The sequence below is a fragment of the Kingella potus genome (assembly GCF_900451175.1).
GTDB classification, from domain to species: domain Bacteria; phylum Pseudomonadota; class Gammaproteobacteria; order Burkholderiales; family Neisseriaceae; genus Neisseria; species Neisseria potus.
The window spans coordinates 286,280-302,202 of record NZ_UGJJ01000002.1 but is presented as its reverse complement, the minus strand read 5'-3'; the positions used below and the strand labels follow the sequence as shown (position 1 = coordinate 302,202).

Sequence of the window (15,923 nt, the reverse complement as noted above, 5' to 3'; positions counted from 1 at the left end):
TAGCGTGGCGCATCAAAGGCAAAGCCGGGTTTTCCACAGCTAATCCACGCCGTTTTGCCGCCCGCGCGGGGAATACTGCGGAACGGAGCGGCGGCAGGCGCAATCTTGCCAAACCGCCGAATCCGCCATTTCCCTATTTGTGCCCGAAAGGCGGTACGGACGGGAAATAAAGGCGGCCGGACAGCTTCGGATGTTGAAGAAATTTCCGTCCCCTGCCCTATTTTCCGCGTTGTCCGACAATCAGGCCGTCTGAAAAATATCTTTTTCAGACGGCCTCTCCGTGTTTTCCGCAGCGTTCGGACTTTGGGCACCGAGTTCGGGGTTGCCCTTTTAAAAAACGATATGCTGTAAAAATCCGCCAAAATTTCCGCCTGTGCGGGAAGCGGTTTTGCCGATTCAATCCGATATGCCGCCAAGATTCCCCACCGCGTGCGCTACCCCTCCGATATGGCCTGCTCCGACGGAAGAGGCCGTCTGAAAAACGGTTTTCAGACGGCCTCCCAAGATGCCGGAGCGTGTCAGTTCTTTTTGGTGTGCGCCCAGTCGGCGGCTTCGCGCTGCCAGTCCACTTCTCCGCCGCCGAGCAGGGTCTGCATCATGTTGGCGGTTTCCCGGTCGAGTTCTCTGGACTTTTCCATCAGCGGATCGTTGGCGAAAGGCGGGATGGCGGGATCGTAGAGTTCGGACAGGGTAAAGAGGTGGTAGCGGTCGCGGGCGGCGTAGAAGTCGCTCAACTCTTTCGCCCGCTCCTGCGATACGCCGAGGCTTTCCAGCGCGATGCGGCCGCTGCGGATGGCGGCATCGAAGGTTTCGCGTACGATGAAGTCCGCACCGGCATGGTGCAGGTTGTAGGCGTGCTGTCGGCCGTGGGCACGGGCGATGATGGTCAGGTCGGGATAATGGCGGCGGACAAATTCGACAACTTCGGTGGACTGGTGGTCGTCGCCGATGGCAACAATCAGGAGCTTGGCTTTGCCCAGGCCGATGGCGTTGAGCAGCTCGGGGCTGGTGGCATCGCCGTAATAGGTTTTGCTGCCGTATTTGGTGAGGCCTTCGACGGTTTCGGCATGGAAGTCGATCACGGTGGTGTGGAAGCCGCAGCCGGTAAGCATACTGTTGATCTGCTGGCCGAAGCGTCCGTGTCCGAGCAGGATGATGGGGTTTTCTTCGTGTACTTCGTCGTTGGGACGGTTTTGGTTTTCTTCCGCAATGCCCTTCGGAGCGACAACTTTGTCATAGAAAATAAAGAGCAGCGGGGTCAGCAGCATGGAAAGGGCAACCACCAGCGAGATGCGGTCGGACAATGCCGGCGGCAGGACACGGTTTTGCTGCGAGATGGAAAGCAGCACGAAGCCGAATTCGCCCGCCTGCGCAAGGCTGAGGGCAAAGAGCTTGCCGGCCGTGGAAGGCAGGCGGAACAGTTTGCCGAGTACGAACAGAATAAGTGCCTTAATCAGCATGGTGCCGAGGGTCAGCCCCAATATCAGCAGAAATTCTTTGCCAAGCAGGCCGAAATTCATGCCCGCACCGACGGTGATGAAGAAGAGGCCGAGCAGCAGGCCTTTGAAAGGTTCGAGATGGCTTTCCATTTCGTGGCGGTAGGAACTGTTGGCCAATGCCACGCCGGCAATGAACGCACCCAGCGCGGGAGAGAGGCCGATAAGCGACATAAGTGTGGCAATGCCGACCACGAGCGCGAGGGTAAACAGGGTAAACATTTCACGCAGGCGGGTTTTGCTGATAAAGCGGAAAGTAGCCGGAACCAGATAACGTACGCCGATTACGATGATGGCAATGGCCGCTACGCTGACTAAGGCCGTTACCCAACCGGGTTGTCCGGAAAGGATATTGGCGGATTCGTGTCCGTTCTGCGGATCCGCCGCCGCGCCAAGCAGGGGCAGCAGCGCAAGCATGGGTATGGCGGCCACATCCTGAAACAGCAGCACGGCAAAGCCGGCCTGGCCGCCCGCCGTAGGCAGCAGGTTTTTCTCGCCGAACGTCTGCAATACGATGGCTGTGGAAGACAAGGCCAAAATACAGCCGATTGCAAGGCCGACCTGCCAGCTCTGGCCCAGCGCGACAGCCGCAGCGGTAATGGCGGCAAGGGTCAGCACCACCTGCAGGCCGCCCAGCCCTAAAAGTTTGTGCCGCAGCCGCCACAGCATTTGCGGCGCAAGCTCCAAACCGACAAGAAACAGCATCATAACCACGCCGAATTCGGCAACGTGCTGTATGGACTGTGCCTCTTTGCCGACCAAGCCGAGCATCGGCCCAATCATAATGCCCGCCATCAGATAGCCGAGCACCGAGCCCAAACCCAGTTTCTGCGAAGCCAGTACGGCAGCAACGGCAAACGCCATATAAATAAAGGTGTACAGCAGTATTTCGGTCATGGTGTATGTTTTTCCTTTGTTTCGGACAGTTCTGAGTTCAAATATCAGGCAGGCAGGTATTATGCGATACGGACGAAGGCTTCCGTTTTGCCGGATTCGGCCTGCCGCATGACGGCAAAACGTTTTTCAGACGGCCTCCGATACGGAGAAGCCTGTATCGGCCGGACACGCAGCAAATTCCGCACTTCAGTCATCCCTCCGTACTAAAACGGCATGAATGCAGAGCCTACTGCGCGTCTGCCTTATATCCGCATCTTGAATGATTAAAATCAGCCTGCACGAAGCGGGTTGGATAAAGCTGGATTTCGAAAGGCCGTCTGAAAACTCAAAGTTCGATACCTTTGAGTTTGGCGACGGTATTGATGTCTTTATCTCCCCGCCCCGACAAATTGACCAAAATGATTTGATCTTTGGCCATTTTTGGTGCGTTCTCCACTGCCCAAGCCAGCGCGTGGCTGGATTCAAGCGCGGGGATGATGCCCTCGAAACGGCAAAGCAAGTCAAACGCTGCAAGCGCGGCATCGTCGTTGGCAGCGGTATATTCCACACGTCCGATGTCGGCCAAATGACTGTGCTCCGGACCGATGCCGGGATAGTCCAAGCCGGCAGATACGGAATGTGTACCGAGTACCTGGCCGTTTTCATCCTGCATCAGATAGCTGCGGAAGCCGTGCAGCACGCCGACGGGAGCTTTGCTGGTAATCGGCGCGGCATGGTTCGGCGTATGCACGCCCAAGCCGCCCGCTTCCACGCCGACAAGACGCACCCCTGTTTCTCCGATATACGGATGGAACAGACCGATAGCATTCGACCCCCCCCCCACACAGGCCACCGCCACATCAGGCTGACGGCCGACGGCTTCTTGCATCTGCTCTTTGGCTTCATTACCGATCACGCATTGGAAATCGCGCACCATTTCGGGATACGGTGCAGGACCGGCAGCGGTGCCGATGATGTAAAACGTGTCATCCACGCGTGCAACCCATTCGCGCATCGCTTCGTTCATCGCATCTTTAAGCGTGCAGCTCCCGCTTTCCACTGCCACTACGTTCGCACCCAAGAGCTTCATTCGGAATACATTAGGCATTTGACGTTGGATGTCGTCCGCTCCCATATACACATCACAGGTCATGCCGAAGCGGGCGGCAACGGTGGCACTCGCCACACCGTGCTGGCCCGCTCCGGTTTCGGCAATCACGCGCTTTTTCCCCATACGGCGGGCAAGCAATGCCTGACCGATGGTGTTATTCACTTTATGCGCACCGGTATGGTTCAAATCCTCGCGTTTCAACCAAATCTGCGCACCGCCCAAATGTGCCGACAAACGTTCTGCATGGTAAACAGGGCTGGGACGGCCGACGTAGTGTTTCAAATCATGGCGGAATTCTTCCCAAAATGCGGGATCGTTTTTCGCTTCTGCGTAAGCGGCAGCCAGTTCTTTGAGTGCGGGAATCAAGGTTTCGGAAACGTATAACCCGCCGTGTTCTCCGAAAAAGCCCTGCCCGTTTGGCGCATGATAGTTTTTCATCGGTTTCGTCCTCACAAATAAAATAATCTGAACAGTCTGCCTAATCCGTATGCTTGTAACAAGCAAATTAATGGTCTAAGGCTCATTTTGAATAAACCTTAGACCATTCTCTAATCTACACTATCAATAACGCAATGTGCTGCCGACATTATCCACAATCCGTGGAGTGATGAAAATCAACAGCTCTTTCTTGCTATTGGTACGCGAACGGTGTTTGAACAGATTGCCTACGACGGGAATATCACCCAACAAAGGCACTTTGTTGATACCTTCGGAATTTTCTTCTTCATAAATACCACCAAGTATCAAGGTACCGCCATTTTCAACCATTGCCCTCGTATCCAAACGTTTGGTATCAATACAGGGTTCGGATGCGCCGCAGTTGCGGTTGACGGAGTCTTTATTTACCTTAATGTCCATAATAACCTGCCCATCAGGCGTGATTTGCGGAGTTACCGTCATACCCAAAACCGCCTTTTTAAACGATGTCGAAGTCGCTCCGCTCGAAGAGGCTTCTTGGTAAGGAACTTCCGTACCCGATTCGATTACTGCTTCTTTGCGGTCTTGTGTCAAAACACGTGGTGAAGAGATGACTTTAGCTCTGTTTTGTGCCTGCTGTGCAGACAATTCCAATGCCAACGCTCCAGACGAAAGCGCATGCACCAAGGCAACACTGGTAGTTGCCGCTGTTGTCGGCAGATTGACATTGGGATTCAATGTCCATGTACGATTAGTGTTATTTTGGTTCGCATTAACATTGGTATTGTTATTAGCCTGAGCATTAGCCCAATTGCTGCCCCAGCTGTTTTTGCCGTTCGAACCGGCATAACCAAATTTCACACCAAGCTCACGGGAGAAACCGTCCGATGCTTCCACAATACGGGTCTCAACCATTACCTGACGTGCGGGAACATCCAATTGATCTATCAACTTCTCAAACTTCTGTAAAACAGTCGAGTTATCAGTAATGATCAGTGTATTGGTTGCCGGATCAATTAACGCGCTTCCTCTGGTACTCAAAATTGTTTTACTGTTTCCCGAAGAATCGCTGCTTGCATCGTCTAATTTCAAAATTTTGCGGAATTCTTCAACATTTTTGTAACGCAATTGGAAAGTTCTGGAATACAAAGGCCCCAACTCATCAATTTCTTTTTTCTGAACTAAGATTTCTTTCTCTTGGGCCAGCAACTCTGAACGTGGTGCCACATTGATAATATTACCTGATCTTCTCATATCAAGACCACGAGCCTGCATTACCAAATCCAAAGCCTGATCCCAAGGCACATCTTTTAATGTGAGGGTCATTCTGCCTTTAACACTATCACTGGCAACAATATTCATACCAGACTCTTTTGCAATAATCTGCAAAATAGTAGTTACTTCAATATCTTGGAAGTCAAAAGAAACACGACCTCCTTTAAAGGATTTCTGCTTAGATTGCAAACCAGCCTCATCAGCATTCAGCTTTGGAGAAATATCAAGAGATATACGCCCATTTGCTACTTTATGATTAGACGACCAGCTTCCTTGATTTTTGATAACCACTTGGGTGTCATTACCGATACGTTTCAGCACAACATTGCGTACAGGCGTTCCAAAATCACTTACATCCAAATTTCTTTGTGCCTGCGTAGGCAACGGATAATTTTTCAAAGTAACCGTAATACTGCCGCTATTTTGTTTGACATCAGGCTGACCCGAAAAACCGGGAGCAGTTATATCGACAACACCACCGTTTTTTCCAGATTTTCTAAAATCAATCATTGCAGAAGCCACATTCTGTGTTTGACGGTTACGCTGCACTTGACTAGCCGAAACAGAAGAAGGAGCTGCACCGTTTTCAGCAATATGAATCCAAACTTCGTTACCTTTCACTTCTGCAGCATACCTGCTTTCCTTATTCAAACCGACTAAAACACGGGCTGCACCATTGTTTGCAACGGTCGCAATACGATTAAGAAGAGGATCTTCATACTCAAATACAGGCTGGGATACCGCTAAAGACGTAGCAGGGAAATCAAATGCCAATTGCGTAGCACCACCCACAGCAGAAGCCTTTGGGAGGACAACATCCTTATCAAATTTTATCTTAACAACTTTCTGATTATTGGGAAAAGCAGAAACATTAATATCTGTGATATTTCCTGCCAATACTAATTGACCCATTAATCCCAAGCCCAATGTTGGAATCACTTTGTTAAATACTATTGCTTTCTTCATAATGATAAACCCCTTAAAAATTTTTAATTTCCTACTTGCTCAGAGCTGCTCAATACCAACTCAGCTGGGCGATATGTCCAATTGCCATAAGCATCTTCGACCAATTCCGTAATAATCAATGCATCATCACGAATTTCACTAACTCGTCCATAATTCTGACCAATATAATTACCCTTACTTATGGTATACACATGTCCATCTACCTTGACAAAAGCTGAAACCGATCTACCTTTTTTAAATGAGCCAACGTATTTAATACTTTCCAAATTAAAAGCCTCTAATACTTCTTTAGGCCTATTTGGATCCGGAGCATTAATGCCTTTTTGATTGGTACTCAAACGCTTACTATTAAATGCATCCAAAGCCGGCTGTGGAGCAGGCGTATATGTAAGCATAGGTACCCCCTCAGGAATCTCAACAGGTTTAATCTTTTTCTCAGCCTCTTTTTTTGTACTGTCAATCCATGCACGCAAATCACCCGGCTCTTCCTCACACCCAGCCAAAAATAAAAAACCTGATAATAAAATTATTTTCTTCATCATTGTTTACTCCCCTTTATTTACCGCAGAGGCCGCCTTGGCCTGCTCCGCAGCCAATTCCTCAGCGGGACGTGCCTTATAAGTATTCGCAATAGCATTCAGATTAATTTGACCTGTCTTGTCATCTTTAGCCATATCCAACTGACTTAATGTAATAATTCGAGAAAGACCGCCTATATCTCGTGCAAATTTCGCAACTTGATCATATTGCCCACTAATAGCTAACTTATATGGCAATCTTTGAATTGCACCATCATTAACAGGATCAAGAGGTGACAAAGCACCCAAGCGCAAATTATTTGTTGATGCAGCCTGATTCAATTCTTGGATCAGATTTGGAATTTCTTTGTCTGTCGGAAGCTGTTGCAACAACTGATTAAACGACGTATGCAGCGCAGCTAATTCTGCTTTCAGATTTTCCAAACTTGCCGCTTGGATACTCTTACTAGTATAAGACTCTTTCAATTCTTCTTCTTTAGCCTTGGCAGCATCAAATTCTGCAAGCTGATCTTTAAACAAAAAGAAATAGCCCAATCCCAAAATTACCAAAACCAACAACGCACCAATGCCTAACTTTATTGGAGCATTCAACTCATGCAAATTTTGCAAATCAAAATTTTGTTTGTTTCTTGCCATCTTATTTTCCCCCACTTGCGGAATTTTGATCTGATGCTGCCATATTTGGAGAAGAGGCCGCACTCATACTATTAGCAGGACTTGATGCACTTTGCTCACCCACCCCTACCAAAGGAGCACCTGCCGACGGATTAAGTATAGTTTTAATAACAAATTTCTGACCGCTATCTGTTTTCTCAATACTCAACAGCTCGGGCTGATTGAAAATTCCCGTAGAAGGCAGTTCCCTCATGAACATGGCAATACGGTTATCACTAGATGCCCTGCCCGTTATCTCATAAGAACTCTCATCTCTTGCAGAAATTGAATTAATGTAAGCACCCTCGGGCAGAAGTTGATTTAAAGTGTCTATAATACGAGCACCTTCAAACCTTTTATTTTGGAGCTCTTCAACTTTCTGTTTCTTAGCCAAGAAATCCGCTTTTTCTGCCTTCAGAGTTGCTATCTCTTTAATAGCTTCATCCATCTTAGCTATTTCACTTTCCAAGAATCGATTCCGATCTTCCTGAGCAGAAATTGCTTGACTTATACCAACATAGGCTGCCCCGCAAAGCCCTAAACCAAGCAAGCCGGAAACTACCATCATTGCTTTAAATTTTTGTTTCTTTTTTTGACTCAATTCTTCCCGATAGGGAAGTAGATTAATCTTAATCAACTCAACCATCTTCATACCCCTCTTAATGCCAAACCAAATGCAACCGTCAATTCCGCAGCATCATATTGCAACTCAGAAATATCCACCTTAGATCCATAAGATACGGAAACAATCGGATTTACGCACTCTGCTGCGGTATTTGTTTGCGAAAAAATCGTTTCAGCCAAATTTGGCTGCAATGAAGCAGATCCGGATAGAAAAATATTTCTAACATTTGAGAACTGATCACCAGATTGCGTCGTGTAATAAAATTGCAGGACACGTTGGATTTCTTGGGCAATTTGAGCATTAAAACGATCAGCTATCTGCACTTGGTAATCTGCCGGCTTATCATCGCTTTTTCGCATTACTTTCGCCTGCTCCTCACTTACTTGATACGTTCTTTGAATCAATTGATTCAACTGTTCACCACCCAAAGAGGACTCCTGACGATATAGGATCTGTCCATTCTGTAAAACAAGGGAATACATCTCATTTTCTGAAATATAAACAGCCATAACCTTGTCGGACAATAATTCCGGATACTGCTTATCCATCCAGTAATTAAATGCATTAGACTGAGCCAAAACATCAACATCCAAAAATTGAAGACTCAAACCCGCACTATCAAAAGCCTCCAAACGCGGCTCTATTTCTTCTTTACGTGCAGCAACAACCAGCACTCTCTGACCTACCACGCCCTGAGACTTACCCAAGTCCTGATAATCGTAGTTAACTTCATCCAGCGGCATTTGTTGGGCAATTTCCAATTCAACAAAATCCTCCAACCCCACATCCGCATCACGCTGGTTATAAACCACCGTTTCCACAGTGACCGAGGTTTGGGGAACGGCTGCGACAATGTTCCGACTATTGCCCCCTAACTGGGTATATGCATGTTGCAAGTATGCGACAAGCTGGTCGTAATCATGTATCGTAGAACCCTTAATGATGTTTTTCGGCAGACGTGCGATGACATATTTGTCCAATTGCAGCTGGTTCAGATTTCGTCCCGAAAGCTGAACCATCCGAATGGCATCTTGGGTCAGATCAATACCCACAGACGTACGAGAGGAAAAACCGGAAGAGGTCTTACCTTTTGTATTTTTTTCACTTTTTGTTAAACGCATAACTCATTTCCCTGCCAAGTGTTATTGGTTACAATACTGGCTTCCGTAAGCGGTTGATAAGAATGGCTCGACAGCCGTACTGCCTACTGCCGAAACGTTAAGACCATTTTACTTTATTTAATGCCCGTTGGGGCAAATATTACTTAGTCATGATTAAAAAAATTTTTACCACCCTGCTCGGCCTGTCTATCGGCTTTGCTCTTTTTGCCGTCGGACTGCTTGCCATTGCGGTGCTGACCACCTACCCGAAACTCCCTTCTCTGGATGCGGTTCAAAACTATCAGCCCAAAATGCCGCTGACCATTTATTCGGCCGACGGCAAACTCATCGGCTCGTATGGCGAAGAACGCCGTGCCTTTACCGAAATCAAAGAGTTTCCGCAGGTTCTGAAAAACGCCGTCATTGCAGCAGAAGACAAACGCTTTTACGAACACTGGGGGGTGGATGTCATCGGTGTTGCCCGCGCCGTTATCAGTAATATACGCGGCGGTGCCGTCCAATCCGGAGCCAGCACCATCACCCAGCAGGTGGCACGCAACTTCTATCTGACCAACGAACGCACGCTTACCCGCAAATTCAACGAAGCCCTGCTTGCCTACAAAATCGAACAGTCTTTAACCAAAGACCAGATTTTGGAACTCTATTTCAACCAAATCTACTTGGGACAGCGCGCCTACGGTTTTGCTGCGGCCTCTCAGGTTTATTTCAACAAACCCGTCCAAGATCTGACTTTGGCCGAAGCCTCCATGCTGGCCGGTTTGCCGAAATTCCCGTCTGCCGCCAATCCCCTGGTCAACCCGAAACGTGCCAAACAACGCCAAGAATACATCCTGAACAATATGGTTGAGCTGGGCATGATTACGCAAAACGAAAAAGAAGCAGCTTTCAAAGAAGAGCTGCATTACGAACGCCATGTTCAGGACATTGACCAAACCTCGCTTTACGTTGCCGAAATGGCACGCCAGGAACTGTATGAAAAATACGGCGACGATGCCTACACACAAGGCTTTAAGGTTTACACCACCGTCGACACCGACAGCCAGCGCGTCGCCACCAACGCCCTGCGCAAAACCCTGCGCGGCTTTGACCGCAGCAGCAGCTACCGGGGTGCCGAAGGCCAATTGGACTTAGGCAAAGACACCGACGAAGACATCGAGGAAGCTGTCGGCAAATACCTCTCAACCATGCATGCCGTAGACGGACTGGAACCTGCCGTCGTCATTGAAGCCTCGAAAAGCAAAGGCATTACCGCCCAAACCTCAGGCGGAGAACAAGTCCGCCTTACCCCTGCGCAAATGGGTGGCGCACGCAGTGCCATTCTCAACGCCAAGTTGGAAGATGCGCAAATCCGTCCCGGCGCGATCATCCGTCTGCAAAAAACCAAAAACGGCTGGCGCATCGGCCAGGAACCCGCCCTGCAAGGTGCGCTGGTTGCCTTAGATGCACGCACCGGTGCGGTAAAAGCACTGGTCGGCGGCTACAACTTCCACAGCAAAAATTTCAACCGTGCCACCCAGGCACTCCGCCAGCCCGGTTCTTCATTCAAACCCTTTATTTACTCCGCCGGCCTTTCCCGCGGCATGACGGCGGCCACCCTAATCAACGACGATCCGATTTCCATACCCGGAGCCGGACGCGGCGGGCGGCCGTGGACACCGAAAAATTCAGACGGCCGCTACGACGGTCCCATTACCCTGCGCCAAGCCCTTACCCGCTCGAAAAACATGGTTTCCATCCGTATTCTTATGGCCGCCGGAGTCAACTACACCCAGCAATACATCCAAAAATTCGGTTTCAAGCCCAACAACCATCCCGCCAATCTTTCTATGGCACTCGGAGCGGGGGCGAGTACGCCCATACAAATGGCCGAAGGCTACGCCGTATTCGCCAACGGCGGCTACCGCGTCTCCGCCTACGTCATCGACAAAATCTACGACTCGCAAGACCACCTCAAAGCCCAAATGCAGCCGCTTGTCGCCGGAGAAAACGCCCCGCAGGTTATCGACCCGCGCAATGCCTACATCATGTACAAAATGATGCAGGACGTAGTGAAATACGGTACCGCACGCGGCGCACTCGCACTCGGCCGCTCCGATATTGCCGGCAAAACCGGCACCACCAACGACAACAAAGACGCATGGTTCGTCGGCTTCAACCCCGACATCGTAACCGCCGTCTACATCGGTTTCGACAAACCCCGCAGCATGGGGCGTGCCGGCTACGGCGGCACCATCGCCCTGCCCGTCTGGGTCGAATACATGCGCTACGCCCTCAAAGGCAAGCCCTCCACCGGCATGAAAGTACCCGGCGGCATGGTGCTGCGCGGCGGAGAATACTTCTATAAAGAGCACCAAACCACCGATCCCTCGCTCCGAATCGACAACAGCAGCAGCCGTTCCGATTCCGACGGCAGCGAAAGCAGCGCGGCCAAACCCGCCGGCACCGCCGGCGGCGCGGAAGACACAGGCGAGCGCGAACTCAAGCCCACCAACACCGGCGGCGAACGCGAACTCACACCCACCAACCGCAAACCCGCCCCGTCATCCGACTTAGACGACCTGTTCTGACACCGTAAAACAAAGCAAAAGCACAGCGGCTGCCTCCGCAAGGAAGCAGCCTCCCATCTTTTCCCACACCTTCCCGATCCGAAAAAACAAAACCGCCTGCAACAGAAAAACCGTTTTCAGACGGCCTCCCAACCGCATCACAAACAAAGGCCGTCTGAAAACGCGATTTTCGTGAAAACCGTACCCGTTCGTCCCGCTCGCACCGCACATTCCGCTCCACAGCCGGCGGCACGCAACCCAAATCCCGTCATATTCCCGTCAGACACAGCTTCTTAACAACCAAAAGCATTTTTTAGCGGAAAAATAGCGTAAACTACGCCCCTTTTTCAGACGGCCTGAAACCGCCTGCCAAATATCCGTTTGGCAGGCCGCCCGCAAAACGGCACCCGCCGCACACCCAACCACCGAGGATTACCGATGACCACAGGCCACACCACCACCCTACCCGTTCCCAGCGGACACGGCAGCCTGGAACAATACATCCACACCGTAAACAGCATCCCCCTGCTTACTCCCGAAGAAGAATACACACTCGCCGAACGCAAAATGGGCGGCGATGTCGAAGCCGCAAAACGCCTTATCCTCTCCCATCTGCGCGTCGTCGTCTCCATCGCACGCGGCTACGACGGCTACGGCCTCAACCAGGCCGACCTCATCCAAGAAGGCAACATCGGCCTGATGAAAGCCGTCAAACGCTACGAACACGACCGTGGAGCACGCCTCTTCTCCTTCGCCGTCCACTGGATCAAAGCCGAAATCCACGAATTCATCTTGCGAAACTGGCGGCTCGTGCGCGTCGCCACCACCAAGCCCCAGCGCAAACTCTTCTTCAACCTGCGCTCCATGCGCAAATCCCTCTCCGCCCTCTCCCCCAAAGAGGCTCAGGCCATTGCCGACGATTTGGGCGTAAAACTCTCCGAAGTCATGGAAATGGAACAACGCATGACCGGGCGCGACATCGCCCTCCTCGCCGACAACAGCGACGACGAAGACAACTTCGCCCCCATCGACTGGCTGGCCGACCACGACAACGAGCCCACCCGCCAAATCGAGCGCAAAGCCCACCACGCCCTGCAAACCGAAGGCCTGCAAAACGCCCTCGCCAAACTCGACGACCGCAGCAGGCGCATAGTCGAAACCCGCTGGCTGCAAGACGACGGCGGCCTTACCCTGCACCAGCTGGCTGCCGAATACGGCGTGTCTGCCGAACGCATCCGCCAAATCGAAGCCAAAGCCATGCAGAAACTACGCGGCTTCCTTGCAGAAGAAGCAGAAAGCTGAGCGCGTCCCCCAGAGGCCGTCTGAAAACCAAACTGCGGCGCAGCCGCACCTCTTTTCAGACGGCCTCATCCGTAAAACACAAAAAGGCCGTCTGAAACCTGCGGCGGCAAAATCCGAATCCGCCCGTCCGAACCGCCTTTTTGCACCAAAAACCAAACTTGGCTACAATCCGCCCGTTTTTTCCACCACCAACCACAAAGGTTCCAACATGCTGACAGGCAGCCTGGTTGCATTGATTACCCCCATGCGCGAAGACGGCAGCATCGACTTCCCGCAGCTTGAAAAACTGATCGACTGGCATATCGCCAACGGCACCGATGCCGTCGTTGTCGCAGGCACCACCGGCGAATCCGCCACCCTCACCATCCCCGAACAATCCGTCCTCATCGAAGCAGCGGTAAAACACGCCGCCAAACGGATTCCCGTCATCGCCGGCACCGGAGCGAACAACACCGCCGAAGCCGTCGAACTCTCCCAAGCCGCCAAACAGGCCGGAGCCGATGCCGCCCTGTCCGTCGTCCCCTACTACAACAAACCCTCGCAGGAAGGCATCTACCGCCACTTCAAAACCATCGCCGAAGCCGTCGACATCCCCATGATCGTCTACAACGTGCCCGGCCGCACCGTCGTCAACATGGACAACGACACCATCCTGCGTCTTGCACAAATCCCCAACATTACCGGCGTAAAAGAGGCCAGCGGCGCACTCGCCCGCGAAATTGATCTCATCAACCGCGCCCCCGAAGGCTTCGCCGTCTACTCCGGCGACGACCCCACCGCCCTGCCCTTCCTCCTCTGCGGCGGACACGGTGTCATTTCCGTCGCAGCCAACGTCGCTCCCAAGCTCTTCGCCGACATGTGCCGCGCCGCCCTCGCAGGCGATCTCCCCCGCGCCCGCGAACTCAACCGCCGCCTCACACCCGTTTACGATGTCATGTTCTGCGAACCCAGCCCCGCCGCACCCAAATGGGCAGCCGTGCAGCTGGGTCTGTGCGCCGGACACGTCCGCCTGCCCATCATCCCCCTTACCGAAGCCGGACAAGCCAAAGTGCGCAGCGCACTGGCCGAAGCCGGACTGATTTCATCCCACACGGAGTCTGCATGAATCCCATCAAACCCACCGTTATTGCCGCCGCCATCGCGCTGGCCGCCTGCTCCGGCAGCAAAAAAGAACAGCCCAAACTCGACTACCAGTCGGAAAACCGCAAAATCGTCAATCTCGAAGTCCCGCCCGATCTGACCAACCCCAACCAGGGCAACCTGTACCAGCTTCCTGCCGGTACAGGCGCGGTACGCGCCAGCGACATTACCCGCCGCGCCACGGCCGGCAAAAACACCGGCCAAGCCGTCCTCAGCGGCATCAAAGGCGTGAAAATGGAGCGCGACGGCAACCAACGCTGGCTCTCCGTTTCCGACCGCCGGCCCGCCGAAATCTGGCCGCTGCTGAAAGCCTTCTGGCAGGAAAGCGGCTTTACCATCGCCAGCGAAGAGCCCGCCATCGGCCAAATGGAAACCGACTGGGCGGAAAACCGCGCCAAACTCGGCGGCGGCGGCCTGCGCAGCATTCTCGAAAAAATCGGCCTCGGCGGCATCTACTCCACCAGCGAGCGCGACAAATTTATCGTCCGCGTCGAAAAAGCCAAAAACGGCGGCACCGACATTTTCTTCGCCCACAAAGGCATGAGCGAAACCTATGCCGACCGCGACAAAGACACCACCATGTGGCAGCCGCGCGCCAACGACCCCAACCTAGAAGCCGCCTTCCTCGCCCGCTTTATGCAATATCTCGGCGCGGACGAACAGCAAATCCAAAACCAGCTCGAACGCGCCGACACCGCAGGCAATGCCGCCGGACTGGCCAAGCTCGAAAACGGCAGCCTGCTGATCAGCGGCGACTACGAACGCAACTGGCGGCGCACCGCCCTCGCCCTCGACCGCGTCGGCCTCACCGTTACCGGACAAAACACCGAAAAACACGCCTTCCTCGTCCAGCCCGCGCAAAACGAAAGCGCGTCGGTGCAGGAGAAGAAACCCGGCCTCATCGGCCGACTGTTCGGCAAAAAAGCCAAAGCCCCCGCGCCCCTGCCCGACCTCATCGTCTTCCTCCAACCCGTGAGCGGCGGCGCACGCCTGCAAATCCTCAACAAAGACGGCAGCCGCTACACAGGTGCGGAAGCATCAACCTGGCTTTCCCGCCTGCACACCGAACTGCGGTAAAAGGCAAAAGCGCAAAAAGGCCGTCTGAAAACCCTGCCGCAGGGTTTTCAGACGGCCTTTCCGTATTTTTCAAACGGCCTTATTTCTTCGCCGCTTCAATCTGAATGGCAATCTTCACATTTTTCGCCATACCGGCGGACACCAGATAATCCATGCCCCATTTGGTACGGTCGATTACCGCCGAAAAATCGCCGCCGCACACTTCCGTCTTCGACATCGGATTCATATAGCAGTTGAACTTGGTGGCTTTAAGCGTAACCGGATGCGTCTGCCCCAGCAGGGTCAGCTTCCCCTGCACGGCGGAGACTTTCTTGCCGTTGAAAATGAATCTGTCCGACACAAAGCGCATTTCCGGATATTTTTCCGCATTGAAAAGGCCGTCCGATTTCAAATGGCGGGTAAATTCGTCGCTGCCCGATTGCAGATTGGCCAGCGGCAGCACCGCCTCCACCGAGCCGTTTTTTGCCGCCGCGTCGAAATGCACCATACCGCTTACACGGTAAATACCGCCGACATTGCTGCTGGTGCCGAAATGGTCGATTTCAAAACGGGCGTTGGAGTGAAACGGATCAATTTCGTACTGCGCGGCAGACGAAACGGCGGCTGCGGCGGCCAATACGGAGGCAAACAGGGTTTTCTTCATCATCGGTCTCCTTGCGGAAGGGTTGGAAAGGCGCGATTGTAACAAGTTTGCGTAATATGGTAAGCATTATCAAAATAAAAACAAAATTTCCGCCGCACAAGCCGCCGCAACGCGCTGTTCAGACGGCCTGAGCGG

General features: G+C 52.3%; 13 protein-coding genes. 4 read left to right on the top strand and 9 right to left on the bottom strand.

Annotated features, from left to right (window positions below; all coding sequences use genetic code 11):
* Positions 1-518 precede the first annotated feature (518 nt).
* The 8 genes from DYE40_RS07935 to pilM form a co-directional block, all read right to left on the bottom strand.
* Entirely contained in the window at positions 519-2,393 is a 1,875-nt protein-coding gene (locus DYE40_RS07935) for a monovalent cation:proton antiporter-2 (CPA2) family protein (protein ID WP_115308580.1), read from the bottom strand.
* 59 nt (positions 2,394-2,452) lie between these two features.
* Positions 2,453-2,587: a hypothetical protein gene (locus tag DYE40_RS13120; protein WP_281270661.1), complete on the bottom strand. Its 135-nt coding sequence runs from the start codon at positions 2,585-2,587 to the stop codon at positions 2,453-2,455.
* Between the two features lie 131 nt (positions 2,588-2,718).
* The gene (trpB, locus tag DYE40_RS07930) at positions 2,719-3,921 is read right to left on the bottom strand and encodes a tryptophan synthase subunit beta (protein WP_115308579.1); all 1,203 of its coding nucleotides are present in this window, start codon (positions 3,919-3,921) and stop codon (positions 2,719-2,721) included.
* 123 nt (positions 3,922-4,044) lie between these two features.
* Entirely contained in the window at positions 4,045-6,141 is a 2,097-nt protein-coding gene (locus tag DYE40_RS07925) for a type IV pilus secretin PilQ (protein WP_115308578.1), read from the bottom strand.
* Between the two features lie 23 nt (positions 6,142-6,164).
* Positions 6,165-6,683 carry a pilus assembly protein PilP gene (locus DYE40_RS07920; protein WP_244731465.1) on the bottom strand — a complete coding sequence of 173 codons (519 nt, stop codon included), beginning with the start codon at positions 6,681-6,683 and terminating at the stop codon, positions 6,165-6,167.
* Positions 6,684-6,686: 3 nt separating this feature from the next.
* Complete coding sequence (locus DYE40_RS07915; protein WP_115308577.1) at positions 6,687-7,316, bottom strand: type IV pilus inner membrane component PilO; 630 nt, start codon at positions 7,314-7,316, stop codon at positions 6,687-6,689.
* 1 nt (position 7,317) lies between these two features.
* Positions 7,318-7,980 (bottom strand): PilN domain-containing protein, encoded by a 663-nt coding sequence (locus DYE40_RS07910; protein ID WP_115308945.1) that lies wholly within the window; start codon positions 7,978-7,980, stop codon positions 7,318-7,320.
* A 2-nt stretch (positions 7,981-7,982) separates the two neighbouring features.
* Positions 7,983-9,080 (bottom strand): type IV pilus assembly protein PilM, encoded by a 1,098-nt coding sequence (gene pilM, locus DYE40_RS07905; RefSeq protein ID WP_115308576.1) that lies wholly within the window; start codon positions 9,078-9,080, stop codon positions 7,983-7,985.
* A 149-nt stretch (positions 9,081-9,229) separates the two neighbouring features.
* Here pilM and DYE40_RS07900 point away from each other — a divergent pair, with 149 nt between their 5' ends.
* From DYE40_RS07900 to bamC, 4 genes are all read left to right on the top strand, one after another.
* Positions 9,230-11,647 carry a penicillin-binding protein 1A gene (locus tag DYE40_RS07900; RefSeq protein ID WP_115308575.1) on the top strand — a complete coding sequence of 806 codons (2,418 nt, stop codon included), beginning with the start codon at positions 9,230-9,232 and terminating at the stop codon, positions 11,645-11,647.
* Between the two features lie 417 nt (positions 11,648-12,064).
* The gene (rpoH, locus tag DYE40_RS07895) at positions 12,065-12,928 is read left to right on the top strand and encodes an RNA polymerase sigma factor RpoH (RefSeq protein ID WP_115308944.1); all 864 of its coding nucleotides are present in this window, start codon (positions 12,065-12,067) and stop codon (positions 12,926-12,928) included.
* A gap of 208 nt (positions 12,929-13,136) precedes the next feature.
* Entirely contained in the window at positions 13,137-14,033 is an 897-nt protein-coding gene (dapA, locus tag DYE40_RS07890) for a 4-hydroxy-tetrahydrodipicolinate synthase (protein WP_115308943.1), read from the top strand.
* Positions 14,030-15,145 (top strand): outer membrane protein assembly factor BamC, encoded by a 1,116-nt coding sequence (gene bamC, locus DYE40_RS07885; RefSeq protein WP_115308574.1) that lies wholly within the window; start codon positions 14,030-14,032, stop codon positions 15,143-15,145. The genes dapA and bamC overlap by 4 nt, the downstream gene beginning before the upstream one ends.
* Positions 15,146-15,224: 79 nt before the next feature.
* Here the strand turns inward: bamC and DYE40_RS07880 are convergent, their stop codons facing one another.
* Positions 15,225-15,788 carry a YceI family protein gene (locus tag DYE40_RS07880; protein WP_115308942.1) on the bottom strand — a complete coding sequence of 188 codons (564 nt, stop codon included), beginning with the start codon at positions 15,786-15,788 and terminating at the stop codon, positions 15,225-15,227.
* Positions 15,789-15,923 lie beyond the last annotated feature (135 nt).